The organism is Massilia sp. Masssp94 (assembly GCF_059491305.1).
Genome location: NZ_CP168501.1, coordinates 5,649,509 through 5,666,419 on the forward strand (window position 1 = coordinate 5,649,509; position 16,911 = coordinate 5,666,419).

14 protein-coding genes are annotated in these 16,911 nt (G+C 64.9%); 9 read left to right on the plus strand and 5 right to left on the minus strand.

Annotated elements, in window-relative coordinates; all coding sequences use genetic code 11:
• Window positions 1-7 precede the first annotated feature (7 nt).
• Together ACEN9G_RS25130 and ACEN9G_RS25135 are read right to left on the minus strand one after the other, a co-directional pair.
• On the minus strand, window positions 8-3,100 hold the full coding sequence (locus ACEN9G_RS25130) for an efflux RND transporter permease subunit (RefSeq protein WP_483127128.1): 3,093 nt from the start codon (window positions 3,098-3,100) through the stop codon (window positions 8-10).
• Window positions 3,097-4,221 (minus strand): efflux RND transporter periplasmic adaptor subunit, encoded by a 1,125-nt coding sequence (locus tag ACEN9G_RS25135; protein WP_483127129.1) that lies wholly within the window; start codon window positions 4,219-4,221, stop codon window positions 3,097-3,099. Before ACEN9G_RS25135 ends, ACEN9G_RS25130 begins: the two co-directional genes overlap by 4 nt.
• Window positions 4,222-4,366: 145 nt before the next feature.
• On the opposite strand from ACEN9G_RS25135, the gene ACEN9G_RS25140 reads away from it, so the two are divergent.
• The 4 genes from ACEN9G_RS25140 (at window position 4,367) to ACEN9G_RS25155 (ending at window position 8,203) form a co-directional block, all read left to right on the plus strand.
• Window positions 4,367-5,017 (plus strand): VTT domain-containing protein, encoded by a 651-nt coding sequence (locus ACEN9G_RS25140; RefSeq protein ID WP_483127130.1) that lies wholly within the window; start codon window positions 4,367-4,369, stop codon window positions 5,015-5,017.
• Between the two features lie 66 nt (window positions 5,018-5,083).
• Window positions 5,084-5,842, plus strand: a complete 759-nt coding sequence (locus tag ACEN9G_RS25145) for a COG4705 family protein (RefSeq protein WP_413338166.1) — start codon at window positions 5,084-5,086, stop codon at window positions 5,840-5,842.
• A 187-nt stretch (window positions 5,843-6,029) separates the two neighbouring features.
• Entirely contained in the window at window positions 6,030-7,631 is a 1,602-nt protein-coding gene (gene eptA / locus ACEN9G_RS25150) for a phosphoethanolamine--lipid A transferase EptA (RefSeq protein WP_413338168.1), read from the plus strand.
• Window positions 7,628-8,203, plus strand: coding sequence for a phosphatase PAP2 family protein (locus tag ACEN9G_RS25155; protein ID WP_413338170.1), 576 nt, complete (start codon window positions 7,628-7,630; stop codon window positions 8,201-8,203). Before eptA ends, ACEN9G_RS25155 begins: the two co-directional genes overlap by 4 nt.
• 501 nt (window positions 8,204-8,704) lie before the next feature.
• Here the strand turns inward: ACEN9G_RS25155 and ACEN9G_RS25160 are convergent.
• On the minus strand, window positions 8,705-9,592 hold the full coding sequence (locus ACEN9G_RS25160; protein ID WP_413338172.1) for a LysR family transcriptional regulator: 888 nt from the start codon (window positions 9,590-9,592) through the stop codon (window positions 8,705-8,707).
• Between the two features lie 228 nt (window positions 9,593-9,820).
• Here ACEN9G_RS25160 and ACEN9G_RS25165 point away from each other — a divergent pair, with 228 nt between their 5' ends.
• The 5 genes from ACEN9G_RS25165 to ACEN9G_RS25185 all read left to right on the plus strand — a co-directional run bounded on the left by ACEN9G_RS25165 (window position 9,821) and on the right by ACEN9G_RS25185 (window position 14,542).
• Window positions 9,821-11,233: a KamA family radical SAM protein gene (locus tag ACEN9G_RS25165; protein ID WP_413338174.1), complete on the plus strand. Its 1,413-nt coding sequence runs from the start codon at window positions 9,821-9,823 to the stop codon at window positions 11,231-11,233.
• Between the two features lies 1 nt (window position 11,234).
• A complete protein-coding gene (locus ACEN9G_RS25170; RefSeq protein WP_413338176.1) occupies window positions 11,235-12,578 on the plus strand; it encodes an aspartate aminotransferase family protein in 1,344 nt (447 codons plus the stop codon).
• Window positions 12,579-12,612: 34 nt separating this feature from the next.
• Window positions 12,613-13,173, plus strand: a complete 561-nt coding sequence (locus ACEN9G_RS25175; protein ID WP_413338177.1) for a carboxymuconolactone decarboxylase family protein — start codon at window positions 12,613-12,615, stop codon at window positions 13,171-13,173.
• A 12-nt stretch (window positions 13,174-13,185) separates the two neighbouring features.
• The gene (gene fdxA, locus ACEN9G_RS25180; RefSeq protein ID WP_413338179.1) at window positions 13,186-13,524 is read left to right on the plus strand and encodes a ferredoxin FdxA; all 339 of its coding nucleotides are present in this window, start codon (window positions 13,186-13,188) and stop codon (window positions 13,522-13,524) included.
• Window positions 13,525-13,672: 148 nt separating this feature from the next.
• Window positions 13,673-14,542 (plus strand): SGNH/GDSL hydrolase family protein, encoded by an 870-nt coding sequence (locus ACEN9G_RS25185; RefSeq protein ID WP_413338181.1) that lies wholly within the window; start codon window positions 13,673-13,675, stop codon window positions 14,540-14,542.
• Between the two features lie 58 nt (window positions 14,543-14,600).
• On the opposite strand, the gene ACEN9G_RS25190 is transcribed toward ACEN9G_RS25185, so the two are convergent.
• Window positions 14,601-16,031 (minus strand): right-handed parallel beta-helix repeat-containing protein, encoded by a 1,431-nt coding sequence (locus ACEN9G_RS25190; protein ID WP_413338183.1) that lies wholly within the window; start codon window positions 16,029-16,031, stop codon window positions 14,601-14,603.
• A 70-nt stretch (window positions 16,032-16,101) separates the two neighbouring features.
• Window positions 16,102-16,881 carry a rhamnogalacturonan acetylesterase gene (locus ACEN9G_RS25195; RefSeq protein ID WP_413338185.1) on the minus strand — a complete coding sequence of 260 codons (780 nt, stop codon included), beginning with the start codon at window positions 16,879-16,881 and terminating at the stop codon, window positions 16,102-16,104.
• Window positions 16,882-16,911: the final 30 nt, after the last annotated feature.

Consider the following 16,911-nt stretch of genomic DNA (forward strand, 5'->3'; position numbering starts at 1 on the left):
CGCGGGCTCATTCCACCGTCGCCTCAATCGGCGCAGCGACACGCCGCGGAGACGTGCGGCGCGGTGCGGCGAGCCGGTCGAACCACACATACAGCACTGGCGTGATGAACAGGGTGATCAGCTGCGACAGCAACAGGCCACCGACGATCGCGACGCCAAGCGGCTGGCGCAGTTCGGCGCCGCTGCCCAGGCCCAAAGCGATCGGCAGGGCCCCCATGATAGCGCACAGTGTGGTCATCATGATCGGGCGGAAGCGCAGCAGGCAGGCCTGGCGCACCGCGGCGTCCGGCCCCAGCCCCAGGCGGCGCTGGGCGTCGAGCGCGAAGTCGATGATCATGATCGCGTTTTTCTTGACCACCCCGACCAGCAGCAGGATCCCGATCATGGCGACGAAGCTCAGGTCGAGGCCGGTCATGCGCAGGGCCAGCAGGGCGCCCACCGCGGCCGACGGGATGCCCAGCAAAATCGTCACCGGATGGATCCAGCTTTCGTACAGCATGCCGAGGATGACGTAGATGGCGGCGACGGCGATCGCGATCAGCCACAATTGGCTGCTTTGCGATTGCTGGAACAGCGCAGCCTGCCCGGCGAAGGCGCCGAAGACGGTCGCCGGCAGCGCGATCGCGTGGCGCGCCGCGTCGATGGCGGCGCCGGCGTCGGACAGCGACTTGCCGGGTGCCAGGTCGAATGTGATGGTCACCGCCGGCAACTGGCCCTGGTGATTGACCGCCATCGTGCCGGGGCCGCGTCCGACGCGTGCGAACGCGCTCAGCGGAACCAGGGCGCCCTGGCTGCTGCGGACGTGGATTTTTTCCAGGCTGGTCTCGTCGCGCCGGAAGCGGTCTTCCAGCTCCATGATGACCTGGTAACTGTCCTCGGGCGCATAGATGGTCGACACCTGGCGCGTGCCGAACGCCGCATACACGGTCGCGCGCACGGTGGCCAGGTCGACGCCGAGCTGCGCGGCCTTGTCGCGGTCGACCTCGAGGCGCGCTTCCAGGCCGTCGCGCTGGGAGTCGGTGGCCAGGCCGACGAACACCGGCGACTTGCCCAGCTCCTCGACGAGGCGGGCGGCCGAGGTCTCGAGCGAGGCGGGACTGACGGCCTGCAGCGTGTACTGGTAGGTGCTTTTCGAGCCACGTCCGCCGATCCGGAGGTTCTGCACCGGGCTGAAGAACACCTTGACGTTCGGCAGGAAGGCGGTCTCCGCGCGCAGCTGCCCGAGCACTTCGGCCAGCGGTGGGCGCGCGCCGCGGGGCTTCAGGGTGAGATAGAGATTGGTGGTGTCGTGGTCGACCTTCGAGGCGACGTCGCTGACGCCGGGGTCCTTCATCAGCACCGCTTCGATCCGCTTGAGCACCGCCAGGCGACCTTCGTACGACATGTCCTGCGGGGCGTCGACGTTGACTGTCATCTGGCCGGTGTCTTCCTGCGGGAAGAAGCTCTTCGGCGCCGCCAGGTACAGCCAGGCGGTCAGGAGGCAGGTGGCCAGTGCCGCCAGCAGGACGGCGGCGCGGCGCGCCAGCGCCAGGTCGAGGGCGCGGCCGTACAGTGCCAGCAGGCGCGCGAAGCCGCGTTCGAAGGCGGCGCTCCAGGCCGGCGCCGGTCCCGGCGCATGCGCGTCGTGCGCCATGAACATCGGCACCAGCACGGGGATCAGGGTCAGCGAGGCCGCCGCCGACACCAGCACCGCCAGCGCCACCACCAGCGCGAACTCGTGGAACAACAGGCCGATCGTGCCCGGCATGAACAGCACCGGGATGAACACCGCCACCAGCGACACCGAGATCGACACCACCGTGAACGCCACTTCGCTGGTGCCCTTGATGGCGGCGTCGCGGGGCGCCATTCCATCCTCGACATGGCGCATGATGTTTTCGAGGACGACGATGGCGTCGTCCACCACCAGTCCGACCGCGATGGTGAGACCCATCAGGGAGATGTTATTCAGGCTCATGCCGAACGCGAACATCAGGCCGAAGGTGCCGACCAGCGACACCGGCAGGCTGATCGATGGGATCAGCGTGGCCGCCAGGCGCCGCAGGAACAGCAGGATCACGAGTACCACCAGCGCGATCGTCAGCAGCATCGTCAGGTTGACGTCATGGACCGCATCGCGAATCGATACCGAGCGGTCGTTCAGGACCGTCACCTTGACCGAGCTGGGAAGCTGGGCGACCAGCTTCGGCAGGGCGGCGCGGATCGCGTCGACGGTCGCCACCGTGTTCGCTCCAGGCTGGCGCTGGATCTGCAGCAAGATCGAACTGGCGCCATTGATGCCGCTGGTATTCTGGTTATTCTCGACGCTGTCCAGCACCTGCGCCACTTCGCTCAGCCGCACCGGGCGCCCGTCTACGGTGGCGACGACGACAGGGGCGAAGTCGGCGGCCTTCATCAGTCCTGTCGCCATCTGGATGCTCATCATCTGGCGGCGCGTGTCGAGCTGGCCCAGCGGCGCATTCGAATTGGCGGCCTTCAGCGCCGCGGCGACGTCCGGCAGCGCCAGGCCGAGCGCGTTCAGGCGGTCGGGATCGACCTGGACGCGCACCGCATAGCGGCTCTGCCCCGACACGTTGACCTGCGCCACCCCGCTCAGGGTCGAGAGCGCGGGCACCATCAGGTTGTCGGAAAAGGCATTCAGGTCGCTCAGGCGCAGGGAAGGGGAGCTCAGGCCGATCAGGAGGATCGGCGCGTCGGCCGGGTTCACCTTGCGGTAGGAGGGCGGCGTCGTCATCTCGGCCGGCAGCGAGCGCGATGCGCGGAACAGGGCGGCCTGCACGTCGGCGGCGGCGGCATCGATGTTGCGGCTGGCGTCGAATTCCAGGGTGATCTGGGTCTCGCCCTGGATGCTGCTCGAGGTCGTGGCGAGCAGGCCGGGGATGGCGGAGAACTGCTTTTCGAGCGGCGTCGCCACCGAGGTCGACATCGTTTCCGGACTGGCGCCGGGCAGGCGCGCGCCGACTTGGATGGTGGGCATGTCGTAGACCGGCAGGGCAGCCACCGGCAACTGCAGCCAGCAGGCGAAGCCCGCCACGATGACGCTCAGCCACAGCAGCAGGACGGCGATCGGCCGTTGCAGGCAGAAGCGGGCCAGGTTCATGGCGTCTCCGGCGCGGCGATGCGCACGCGCATGCCCGGCCGCAGGTTCTGGCCGCCTTCCAGCACGACGCGCACGCCTCCTTCGACACCGGCGACCACCGCCAGTTCGTCCTGGATGCGCAGCAGCCGCACCGGCCGGGGCGCCACCTTGCCGTCGGCCCCGACCAGGTAGACGAAGCGTCCGTCCGGACCTTCCTGGACCGCTTGCGGCGGCAGGACCACCGCGCCGTGGCTCGTCCCGGCATGCACGACCACCCGCACGAAGCCGCCGGGCCACAGCATCTGCTTCGGATTCGGGAAGCTCGCCTTCAGGGCGATGGTCGCGCTGCCGCGGTCGATGGCATTGTCGACGAACGCCAGCCGGCCTTCGGCGCTGGCGCCGGCCGCGTCGGTGACCGACACCGCCACCGGACCGGCCGCGCGCGCCGCCAGCAGGGCCGGCAGTTCGTGTTCCGGCAGGTTGAAGTCGACACCGACCGGCGAAAACTGCGAGATCGTGACCAGCGGCGCGGGCGCGCCGGCCTGGACCAGGCTGCCCGGATGCACGACCACGGCGCCGGCGCGGCCCGCGAGCGGCGCCACGATCCGGGTGCGCGACACGGTGGTGCGGGCGGCGGTGGCTTCGGCCTGCGCTGCGCGCAGTTGCGCCGCCAGGGCGTCGACCTTGCTGGCGGCGGTATCGACCGCGCTCGGGGCGATGAACCCGGAGGCGGCCAGCGCCTGCGCCCGCTGCTGCTCGCGCCGCGCGTCGGCCAGCTGGGCCTGCACCAGGCCGACCTGGGCCTCGGCCCTGGCGAGTGCGGCGCGGGCATCGCTGTCGTCCAGCGTGAACAGCAGCTGGCCACGGGCAACCGCATCGCCTTCATGGAAATGGACGGCCAGCAGCGTGCCGTTGAGTTGCGGCCTGACGTCGACGAAATCGAGTGGCACGACGTGGCCCTGCGCCGCCAGGTCGACCGGAATGTCGACGGCGCGCGTAGCGGTCACGCTCACGAGGGGCTCCCTGGCGGGCGCCGGCGCGCTCGCCGCGCCGGCCTGGTCGTGCAGCGCCGCGGCCGCGAGGGCCGCGCCGATGGCCAGCGCACCGGCCGCGACGATCATCTTCTTGCGTACGGAAGCCATGAAGGGAAGAAAGTTGGAGGAGGCGCTATTGTGGCCGCACGCGAATGACGGAATGCGGACGCCGCGATTACATTTTTGTCAGGTTCGGCGTGCGCATGGCACGGTTCGCTATCCTGTCGCTTCGATACGCTATCCGAATGCCTGGATGATGAGCTCATTGATCGACTGGATCCTGCACCTCGACACGCACCTTGCCGCGCTCGCGTCCAGCCACGCGGTCCTGGTCTACGTCGTGCTGTTCGCGGTGATCTTCATCGAGACCGGGGTCGTGATCCTGCCCTTCCTGCCGGGCGACTCGCTGCTGTTCGTGGCGGGAGCGATGGCCGCCCAGGGCACGTTCGGCCTGCCCGTCCTGGTGCCGCTGCTGGCCCTGGCGGCCATCCTCGGCGACAGCATGAACTTTGCGATCGGCGGCCAGTTGCGCGCGCGGATGCTGGACAAGCAGCGGATCCGCTTCATCAAGCCGGAGCACCTGGAGCGTACCCACGATTTCTTCGACCGGCATGGGCGCAAGACCATCGTGCTGGCCCGTTTCGTACCGGTCGTGCGCACGTTCGCCCCCTTCGTGGCGGCGCTCGGGCATATGGCTTACAAGACTTTCCTGGCTTACAACATCGCGGGCGGCCTGTTGTGGGTGGGCGCGCTGGTCGGCGCCGGGGTTGCTTTCGGTAACCTGCCATGGGTCTCCGAGCACCTGACCGTGGTCATCCTCGGCATCGTCGCTGTCTCGCTGCTGCCGGGCCTGATCGGCTGGCTCTCGGGAAAAAAACAGGGGGAAGCGAGCACGAGTCGCTGACAAGCTATGTCTCGGCTCGGTTTCGTCTGGACCGTCATGCCGACCAGCACAAGGAGGATTGACCACATGGAAAAAACCAAAGAACATCCTTTAGCTAAAGTTCCCGAAGTCACGCTGGGCTTCTGGATCATCAAGATCGCCGCCACCACGCTGGGAGAAACCGGCGGCGACGCGGTGTCGATGTCGATGAACCTCGGCTACCTGATCGGCACGGCCATCTTCGCCGTGGTATTCCTGGCGGCTGTCATTGCACAGATCAAGGCCAGGCACTTTCATCCCTTGCTGTACTGGGTCACCATCATCGCCACCACGACGGTCGGCACGACGCTGGCGGACTTTGCCGATCGCTCGCTCGGCATCGGCTACGCCGGCGGCTCGGCCTTGCTGCTGCTCTTGCTGTCTGGTTCGCTTTTCATCTGGCATCGCAGCCTCGGCTCCGTGTCGGTGAGCACCGTGAGCTCGCCCAGGGCCGAAGCGTTCTATTGGGTCACGATCATGTTCTCGCAGACCCTGGGCACGGCACTGGGCGATTGGACCGCCGATAGCGCGGGTATGGGCTATTCCGGCGCCGCCGTCGTGTTCGGCGGCACGCTCGCGCTGGTCGCGGCCGTGTATTACTGGACCCAGATGTCACGCACCATCCTGTTCTGGGCCGCGTTCATCCTGACCCGTCCGCTGGGGGCCGTGGTCGGCGACTTCCTGGATAAGCCCCTGGACCACGGCGGCCTGGCATTGAGCCGGTATTCCGCGTCGGCCGTGCTGTTTGGGTTCATCCTGACCAGCCTGCTGTTGTTCCGGCAACGGGCGGCCCGCGCCGCACACTGAACGCGGAAGGTGGATGTTCCGATGCTGAGAAGCGGACCGGCTTGAGCGTGCGGGTCATCCTGCGCGACCTGACAAAATTGTAATCTCCAGGTCGGATTGCTGTCATGTCCGGTCGGCCATAATGAGCGGCTGCCCTGCGCGAGCGTCATGGGCCAGCTGACGATCCACGGACATGAGAACAAGCTTGTTGACAACCTGGCTCCGCCCTTCTGCGGGCAGCCGCGAAGCCGGCGCAGTACGCTTCATCCTGGCGCTGGCGCTCGCCAACACGGCGTTGTTCCAATGGCCGTTGTATGCCCTGGCGGCATCCACCCGCGCAAGCTTCGACTGGAGCAGCGCGCTGGCGATCGGCACCCTGTTCGTATTCCAGCTGACGATTTCGCTGGGGGTGCTGGGCTTGTGCGCCCTCGTTTCGATCCGGCTTCTCAAACTGGCGTGCGCCGTGTTCGCCATCGGTAACGCCGCCGCCCTGTATTTCATCGTCCAATACGGAATCGTCATCGATGCGACGATGGTGGGAAACATCGTCAACACGAATGTGAAGGAAGCTTCGGAACTGGCGCATCCGAAGCTGCTCCTGTACGTGATTGCCCTGGGGCTCGTGCCGGCCGCGCTCATCCTGCGCCAGCGCGTCGCCGCTGCGCACCGTGTGCGCAGCGCCATGGTGCTCGTGCTCGCGCTGGTGCTGGGTTCCGCCTGGCTGTACGCGAATGCGCAGAGCTGGCTATGGATCGACAAGAACGCGAAGGCATTCGGCGGCCTGATACTGCCGTGGTCCTACGTGATCAACGCGGCGCGGTACTACAAGTCGGAGGCGGAGCGCCATCGCGTTGTGGAGCCGCTGCCGCCGATTACCGCCGAGCGGCCCGGCGGCATGGTGTTCGTGCTCGTGATCGGCGAGGCCGCGCGCGCGCAGAATTTTTCCCTGTTCGGCTATGGCCGCGAAACGAACCCCCGGTTGCGGCAGGACGGCGTGCTGGCCTACCCGGGGGCGCACGCCTGCGCGACGTACACGACCGCGTCGCTGCGCTGTATGCTTTCGCATCGCGGTGTGGACGGAATCTCCGGCAACGACGAACCCTTGCCGAGCTATCTCCATCGCCACGGCGTCGAGGTGATCTGGCGTACGAATAATTTCGGCGAACCGCCGCTGCAGACGAGCCGTTACGACACCGCCGACCAGATCCGGAAAGCGTGCACGCAGGATTGCGCGCGCCTCGACTACGACGAAGTGCTCCTGCACGGCCTCGATGCGATCCTGCACGACGGGAAGCCCGACACCAAGACCCTCGTCGTCCTGCACCTGGGCGGGAGCCACGGACCGCAGTACGCCAAGAAATATCCGCCCGAATTCGAGCGGTTCAAGCCGGCCTGCCAGAGCGTCGACCTGCAGAAATGCAGCCCCAGCGAACTGGTGAATGCCTACGACAACACGATCGTGTACACGGATGAGGTCCTGCACCGCGTCATCCAGCTGTTGAAGTCGGCGACGGCCAGGCCGAGTGCGATGCTCTACATGTCCGACCACGGCGAATCGCTGGGGGAGGGCGGCCTGTACCTGCACGGGGTGCCGATGGCCATCGCACCGGAGGTGCAGTACATGGTCCCGCTGCTGGTATGGACGTCCGACGAATTCGTACGGCGCGGTGGCACCCTGACGACGCCGCAGCGTTTCCGCAAGCCGCCCTCCCACGACGTCATCTTCCATAGCGTCATGGGAGCGATGGGCTTGCGCAGCGCAGTCTATGTCCCGGAAAACGACCTGTTCCAATTTATCACCCAGCCATGAACGACCGATCGATATTCCGTCTCGCCTATACCGAAGTCCGGCGTCCGCTCGCGCTCGTCGCCATCCTGCTCGTCGGGATCGTCCTGAGCGCGGCGTTTCCGAGCAAATTGGCGAGCTATCCGGTGTTGCCGGCAGGCACCAGCGTTCCCGCGGAGGTCAGGTTGACCGAGAACTATGTGCGCTTCGTCCCGACCGCCGTACAGATCGTATTGCCGCTCGTGCTGGGCGATAAAGTCGGGCTCGTCCAGCTGCTTTACGTGGGCGTGTCGACCACCGTCGTGACGCACGGATTGAAGCATTTTCTCGATGACAGATGGGTGGATCGCACCCGGCTTGGCCAGCGGCCGAATGGCGGATCAATCAACATGCCGTCCGGACATTCGTCGATGGCGTCGTGCGCGGTGTATTTCATCGGCAGGCGCTACAGCCTTTGGCTCGGACTGTTGCTCTCGGTAATCGTTGCGATGACCATGTATGCGCGGGTCATGCTAAATGCGCATACCATTTCCGCGGTGATCGCCGGGGCCCTCGTGGGATGCCTGACCACGGCATGGTTTACCTCGCAGAAGTAGTGGCTGTGCGAGCAGCGCGCCCGGGACGAACCTTCCCGAGTTTCGCATGCTCGCCAGGGCGGCTCTCGGCGTGCAACTGTGGCCGACAGGCACGTGACTGGCGGGCATGCACCGAACTCATCTCGTATGCAGGGTTCGCGGGCCGTCGGCAGATCCCATTCGCGTTACCATGTCCGTAATGGCCCAGAGCGCGATGGCGAGCACGATCGGGAATATCGATTGCCTGATGCCGGTTATTGCCAGTCGCGTATCAATGAATTCCGCGTGGTATCCCGGATGGTACTAAGCCGAACGTGCCGTTAAAACGCTAGTCGATTCATGGGCTTAGCTCAGCCATTTATGATCGAATGGGGAGTGAAGAGTCGTCGTAACTAATTTTTAAGTAAGATTTGGCGAGCCGTTGATCGTTCAGGTTGGATGATCAACGGCTTTTCTATTTCTTCACGAGATAAGGCGCGGTCGCGACCATGCGGCTTGCGACCCGGTGCGATGCCGGAGTCGTCAACACCGCGTCGAAGCGCGGTACTCACGCGCTATGCTGAGCAGCCATTGCTTGAACGGCTGAAGCGAAGGCGCGTTCTGCTTCGATTCGGGATAGACAAGGTAGTAGCCCTTGTCGTTGAGCAGTGACATCTCGTTGGGCACGATCAGTTCTTTGCTTGCCAGCTCGGCCAGGACGAAGAAGCGGGGCACCAGCGCTACCCCGAGTCCTGCACGCGCGGCCTCCACCAGCATGGAAAATAATTCGTAGCGTTGGCCGCTCATGCAGTCGACATCGTGCACGCGCGCCTGCGCCAGCCACTGGCGCCAGGCATCGGGGCGGGCCGATTGATGCAGAAGCGGCAGCCGTGCCAAGGCCGACGGCGCCAGGGACCCTGACCCGTTCAGCAGTTCCGGACTGCATACCGGAACCATTTCTTCGCCAAATAAATGCTGGGTGATGGCACCTGGCCATACGGGATTGCCGAAGTGGATGGCCGCGCTGAACGGCGTATCCGTGAACAGGAATGGCTCGGAGCGGGTCGTGAGGTTGAGCGTGATATGCCCGTGTTGCGCGTAAAACTGCGGCAAGCGCGGGATCAGCCAGCGTGTCGCGAACGTTGGAATCACCGCGAGCTCGAGGATGCCCTCGGCGCCGCTCCGGGTCGCGACCGCGAGGGTGTCGCGTTCGATCCTGTCCAGGTTGTCGCGCACCTGTTTCGCATACGTCTCGCCGACCTCGGTCAGGCTGACACGCCGCCTGACGCGGTTGAACAGGGGCAGTCCCACGTAGTCTTCCAGCGTTGCGATCTGCCGCCCGATCGCGCTGGGCGTCAGCGCCAGTTCGTCCGCACTGCGGGTAAAGCTCTGGTGCCGCGCCGCCGACTCGAACGCGATCAGGGCTTCCATGCTCGGGAGTTTTCTTCTCACCGTTGTTTCCTCAAACGCACAATGTCGCGCATTTTTATCGTTTGTGCCACAGGGTCTTTGAACGAATACTAAGCACTGCTGCAAGTCAATCTTACGTACTTCGAATTTTCGCATTGCGAAACTGCTTTGATGTTTGCGTTGAATCAAAGCATTGCACTGCCAGTACGCAGCGCCATCGCAAATCATCAATGGGACATGGAGGAAGACATGCTAGTCGAAGTTGCCGCACCCCGATTCAAGCCCTACACCCGACTGACGATCCAGCAGGCGCCGCAATGGGCGGCGATGCCCACGCATTTGCAGGAAGCCGTGCTGGTGGTATCCCGCGTCCTGCCGTTCCGCACGAACCAGTATGTGATGGATGAACTGATCAACTGGGACAATGTGCCGGACGATCCGATCTATCGCCTGACGTTCCCGCACGAAGACATGCTGGCGCCGGAGGACTATGCGCTGCTGCGCGACCTGGTGCTGGTCAAGCAGGACGAAGTCGCCATCGAACGCGAGGTGCGCCGCCTGCGGCTCGGCATGAATCCGCACCCGGCGGGCCAGATGACGCACAACGTGCCGTCCATCGACGGCGTGCCGCTGCGCGGCCTGCAGCACAAGTACAAGGAAACGGTGCTGTTCTTCCCCAGCGCCGGCCAGACCTGCCATGCGTATTGCACGTTCTGCTTCCGCTGGCCGCAATTCGTCGGCATGGACGACCTCAAGTTCGATGCAAAGGAATCGAACGAACTGGTCAGCTACCTGAAGCTGCACCCCGAAGTGACGGACGTGCTCATCACCGGCGGCGACCCGTTGATCATGAGTACCCGCGCGCTCGCCGGCTACCTCGAGCCGCTGCTGGCGCCCGAGCTGGCGCACATCCAGAATATCCGTATCGGCACCAAGTCGGTCTCGTACTGGCCGCACCGCTTCGTCACGGACAAGGATGCCGATGAACTGCTCCAGCTGTTCCGCAAGGTGGTCGACGCCGGCAAGAACCTGTCCGTCATGGGGCATTACAACCACCCGGCCGAACTGCGCCCGGCGATCGCGCAACGCGCCGTCAAGCGGATCGTCGGATCGGGCGCCACGCTGCGCATGCAGGCGCCGCTGATCCGCCACATCAACGAGGATCCGGCCGGCTGGGCGGAATTGTGGACCACGGGCGTGCGGCTGGGCGCCATCCCGTACTACATGTTCGTGGAGCGCGATACGGGTCCGAGCCACTACTTCCGCCTGCCGCTGGCCAAGGCCTACGAGACCTTCCAGGCGGCTTACCAGCAGGTGTCGGGACTGGCGCGCACGGTGCGCGGGCCGTCGATGAGCGCGTTCCCCGGCAAGGTGGCGATCGACGGCATCGTCACGATCGGCGGTGAAAAAGTCTTCGCCCTTCAATTCCTGCAGGCGCGCAATCCGGACTGGGCGCGGCGACCGTTCTACGCGAAGTTCGATCCCGAGGCCACCTGGCTGGACGACCTGGTGCCGGCCTTCGGCGAGGTGCGGTTCTTCTTCGAGACCGAGGAAGAAGAACCGCACCGCGTGATCCCGATTGCCGCGCCGCGGGTGCATGCCCACGCCGCCACGGCCGGCGATGGCGCAGGGGATATGGACACCATGAGCACGGGAACCTGACATGACGCGCTTACTGCATCGGCAAATCCATCATGCCTATCCGCGCGCCGTCGGCGGCGAGGGCATCCATCTGATCGACGCGGCGGGCAGGCGCTATATCGACGCCAGCGGCGGGGCGGCCGTGTCCTGCCTCGGCCACCAGCATCCGGCGGTGCTGGCCGCGCTGCACGCGCAGCTCGACCAGGTGGCCTACGCCCACACGAGCTTCTTCACGACAGACGTCGCCGAGGCGCTGGGCGAGGAATTGCTGGCCCAGGCGCCGTCCGGGATGTCGCACGTGTACCTGGTGTCGGGCGGCTCCGAGGCCGTCGAGGCGGCGCTGAAGATGGCGCGCCAGTACTTCGTGGAGCGCGGCGAGCACCAGCGCCGCTACTTCATCTCGCGGCGCCAGAGCTACCACGGCAATACGCTCGGGGCGCTCGGGGTCGGGGGCAACGCTTGGCGGCGTGCCCAGTTCGCGCCCATCCTGGTCGACAACCACTACATCGATCCCTGCTACGAATACCGCTACCGGCACCCGCATGAGACCGGCGAGGCATATGGCGTGCGCGCCGCCGCCGAGCTGGAGGCGAAGATCCACGAACTGGGTGCCGCCAACGTCATTGCATTCGTGGCCGAAACGGTCGTCGGCGCCACCCTCGGCGCCGTCCCGCCGGCACCCGGCTACCTGGCGCGGGTCCGCGACATCTGCACCGAGCACGGCATCCTGCTGATCCTCGACGAAGTCATGTGCGGAATGGGACGTACCGGCACGCTGCATGCTTGCGCGCAGGACGGCGTGGCCCCCGACCTGATGACGGTGGCGAAGGGCCTGGGCGGAGGATATGCGCCGATCGGCGCGACGTTCGTGGCCAGGCACGTCTACGACGCGTTCGCCAAGGGTTCGGGGATGTTCCAGCACGGTCACACGTATGTAGGCCATCCGCTGGCCTGCGCCGCTGCGCTGGCCGTGCAGCGCACGGTCCGCGAGGAGCGCCTGCTCGACAACGTGCAGGCCCGCGGGATCCAGCTGGAGCAGGCCTTGCACGTGCGTTTCCGCGATCATCCCCATGTCGGCGACATCCGCGGCCGCGGCTTGTTCTGGGGCGTCGAACTGGTGGCGGACCGCGGCTCGAAGCTGCCCTTCGATCCGGGACGGCGCCTCCACGCCGACATCAAGTCGGCGGCCATGCAGCGCGACCTGATGGTGTATCCGATGGGCGGAACGATCGACGGCCGCGCCGGCGACCATGTACTGCTGGCGCCCCCGTTCATCTGCGACGCCGCGGCCATCGACGCCATCGTCCTGCGGCTGGGAGAGGCTATCGACGCGGCCATCGCCGGCCGGCGCGCAGGCGACCATTGACCACCGCATCACTGAAATGCAAAGGAACGACACCATGTCCCGTATTCCCTATGCGGCGCCCGGCCCGGAGGCGCCGCAGGATCTCGTCGACGCCATCCTCGCCCGCCGCGGCGGACGCCTGCTGAACCTCGACCGCATGCTGCTGCGAAGCCCGGCTTTCGCCAGGGGCTGGAACGCCTTCCTGGGCGAGGTCAGGACCGGCCTCGGCTTGTCGCCCAGGCTGCGCGAACTGGCCATCTGCCTGGTGGCCGTCCTGAACGGTGCCGATTACGAGTTCCACCATCACGCCCCCGAGTTCATGAAGGCCGGCGGCACCGCCCAGCAACTGGCCGCGTTGCAGCGGCTCGAACACGGTGTGCCGGACCCGGCCCTGTTCGATGCGAGCGAACGCGCCGTCGTCCGGCTGACGTTCGAGATGACGCGCGACGTGCGCACTGCGGACGCCACGTTCGCGGCGGCGATCGCCGCGCTGGGCAACCACCAGCACGTGGTGGAACTCGTCGGCGTGATCGCCACCTACAACATGGTGTCGCGCTTCCTGCTCGCGCTGCATATCGAGCCCGAAGCAGTGGCGCCCCGACCATCCCGACCCTGAAGAGGCAACGCAATGACGTACGTGGTCACCGAAAGCTGCATCAACTGCAAACATGCCGATTGCGTGGAAGTCTGCCCCGCGGAAGCCTTCCACGAAGGAGCGAACTTCCTCGTCATTCATCCCGAAAAATGCATCGACTGCGAGATGTGCGTGAGCGCCTGTCCGGTCGACGCGATTTTCTTCGAAGCGAACGTGCCGCTGGAACAGAAGGAGTTCGTCGCACTCAACGCCCACTACGCGGCAGTCTGGCCCGTCATCCTGGACAAGAAGCCGGCCATGCCGGACGCGGGATACTGGCACGGCCGGCCGGGCCGGCGCCAGCTGCTCGATCCGGCGCCGGCGCCGGCCTAGTATCGCGACCCGGCAAAGTATCGAACAGGGCATGACTTCGGCTGTGCGATTGACATTTTTAGTGGGATCAGCACGTTACCCCGGCTGTTGATCATCGAAGGGGGAGCGAGTTTCCTTTCTTCGTCTTGGCGGGCTTTTTTCCAGAAGGATGCATGCCAGTGCCGGCGCGGCGCGCGAGCGTCATGCCCAGCACCGCGCCGGCGCCGAGGCAGAAGGCGATGCACAGCGCGGCGGCGACGAAGGCGTGCGCGATCGGCGCCGGGTCGTCCCGTCCACCGAGGACCGTGTAGAAGATCCCGCCGATCAGGGCCACGCTGAGCGCGGTGCTCACCTGCCGCCCCGCCCGGACGGCGCCTACGGCCTGGTGATCGACGGACGAAGGGTCCGGCAAGGCACGATCCCTGGCGGACGTGTCCTGCGCATCGACCCGTCGACATGGTCCTCGGGCACGGCGCCGCAGGCAGAGGTCGAGGAAGGGCGGCCTGGCCTGTTGCGCTTCGCCGACCTGCCGGCGGGCAGCAAGGAGGTGGAAATCTGGCTGCCTCACGACGAGGCCACCGAGCTCTTCACCTTGCGGAGCAACGCAGCGCTGGACGCTTCCGGGCACAGTGGCCGAAAAACCTGGCTGCATCACGGCAGCTCGATCAGCCACGGCTCCAACGCCCGGCATCCGACGGGCATCTGGCCGGCCATGGCGGCCCGTCTTGCCGGCGTCGATCTGGTCAACCTGGGCTTGGGCGGCAGCGCGCTGCTCGATCCCTTCGTGGCCCGCACCATCCGGGACCAGCAGGCCGACTTCATCAGCCTCAAGCTCGGTATCAACGTCGTCAACATGGATCTGATGCGCCTGCGCGGTTTCGGTCCGGCCGTGCATGGCTTCCTGGACACGATCCGCGAAGGCCACGAGGCGACACCACTCCTGGTCCTGTCGCCCATCCTCTGCCCTATCCATGAAGATACGCCCGGCCCCTCGCTGCCCGTTTTTTCGGGCGGACAGTTGGTGCGACACACGCGCTGATGGGTGAGCGGTTTGCCGCCGCAGCCTTCGGCGAGGGCGGCCATTTGCTTGAGACCGACTACCACGTGGACTGGATAATATTGCCGCTGTCGAGGCTGGCTGCATCCTTGAATGCTGTCCCGCTGTTGGTTACCGTGTTGCCGCTGATCGTCCAGTTTTTCGGACCGCCTGCAGGTTCCGTGCCCTCGGCCGTATTGTCTGCCAGATAAACAGCGACAAATCCCGGTACGGTGTTATTCGAGATGGTATTGTTGCTGACTACAGTGCCGGTGCTGCTGCCCAACAAAATGCCGCGCGGGGAGACAGGAGAGAGCGACGCATTGTCACGAATCGTGTTGTTCTCGATTGTCGTGCCTTGGGTGCCGTATTCAACCGAAATACCCAGGGTATTGCCGACCAGATCGTTATCGTGGATCCAGTTATAGACGCCAGTCTTGTCATGGGTGGAGCCGGAATTGCCCAGCGCGATGGCCGCACGCTGCGAATTGGTGATCGGGTTGTTGGTGACCTCGTTGGCGTATTCGTCTTCACCGTGCAGATCAATCGAGTCGAGTCTGGTGCCGTCGAAGTGGCTATTGGTAATCAGGTTATTGTGCGCCCAGTATTGGACAATCACGCCGTGGCGAATATATGGCGCCACAGTCGTATTGTTGTCGAACTTCACAAAATAAGTGTCTTTCAGCGGGTTACCCAGGAAAGGGTTGGTGCCGGCATCCAGGTGGGAATCACCGGTGATGACAAATCCGTAACCTGCTCCGCCCCCGCCGACATCGGTGGCATTACGGGCGATCGAACTTTTCACCAGGATGTCATGCGAACCGCCGCCAATACGCACGCCGATGCGGTCGAACTTTTCGCACACGACGCTGTCGATCGTGACATTGTAGGTATTCTTGCCGGTCGCAATCATGTTGAGAGGACCTCCGGCAGACGGATTGTTGTGCGCCGTATCGGTGGAATAGGTACCAGCCCAGGTCGAAGTGAACGTCAGATGGCCCACCACGATATCGTGCAAACCGATGATGGTCATGGCCGAACCGGCCAGGGAAAGGTCGGATTTGATGATGGCACCGTCGCGACTTTGCCCCATGATATGGACCCCGCTCTTTTTCAAAGCGATGGTGGAAACGTTGTACGTTCCGTTCGGAAAATATACGGTGCTCCCAGGTGCGACATCGGCGAGAACGGCATCGATGGCTGCCTGGTCACTGCTCGCGTTATCGGCCAGATCAATGTTCTTGCCTAATTCGGCTGCCCGGGTGACGACATTGACGATCGTGGGTGCGGCGGCTGGAGCAGGAATCACATGGAGAGTGCCGTCTGATTCGCGCAGACCGGGATTGCCCGGCGGGACTGTCGTGGCGATGGTGGATAACATCCTGCTGGTCCCGGTGCTGCTGACCGTATTCCCGGCACCGCAACCGGCAACCAGCATCGTCACGGTCAAGCCTGTACCCACTATGTTGAAATTCAGATTCTTGATATGCATTGTCGCCTCCAATCGTTTTATCGGTCCTTGAGTACGCGGTGTGGAGAAACATTGGCCAACAATGGTTGGCCTACTGCTTGAGGTAAGGTTTGATCGACGGAATCGCTGCCGTCAATTCCGCCTGGACGATCCCGGCGAAAAAATCCGCGCCCTTGGCCCCGACGTGGGTATAGTCGAACGCCCGTTTCGGTGCGCCGGCGACTTCGACGCCGTTCGGATTGGAGGAGACGGGTTCTTGTTCCGGCGGCGCCACCGCCAGCGTGTCGGCTTCTTTCGGACCCATCGCCTGCACTGCAGCAATGCTGTCGGCATGCAGGTCAAGGAAGACAGCCTTTTCGCGAGCCGCGGCCACGCGGGTGGCCTGAGCCCAAGGCCCGAGTGTGTCTTTCAAATAGGGGCCCTTGAAGGTCCGGCGAGCGAGCGGCGAGACCAGGACCGGCACGCCGCCGAGCGCTTTTGTCTCGCTCGCGTAGCGCGCCATATTGGGCCCGAACCCGGTCACGAGGTCGGTCGAGCGCTCACCCTTGCCAGGCTGGTCGTTGTGTCCGAACTGGATCAGCACATAGGTGGCGCTGAAGGCGTTCCCGTCGCGCAACAGGGTCTCGACTTCGGCCCAGCGTTGTTCCTTTCGGAACGTTGACGTGCTGCGGCCACCGCGCGCCAGGTTGATGCACTTGACGTCGGCAACAAAGCGCGCGCACAGGGCGTCACCGTAGCCGCTCCCGCTTGCCATGGTCGAGTCGCCGACGAGGATTACGCGGATAGGCCTGGGTAGGTCGGCGGCAGCGGAAAGATCGCTGCAAAGTACCAGGGCAATCGATACGAAGAGAGTCGAGAAGCGTCGTGACATGGTGATCTCCCGAATGTAGAGGTCGTCGTT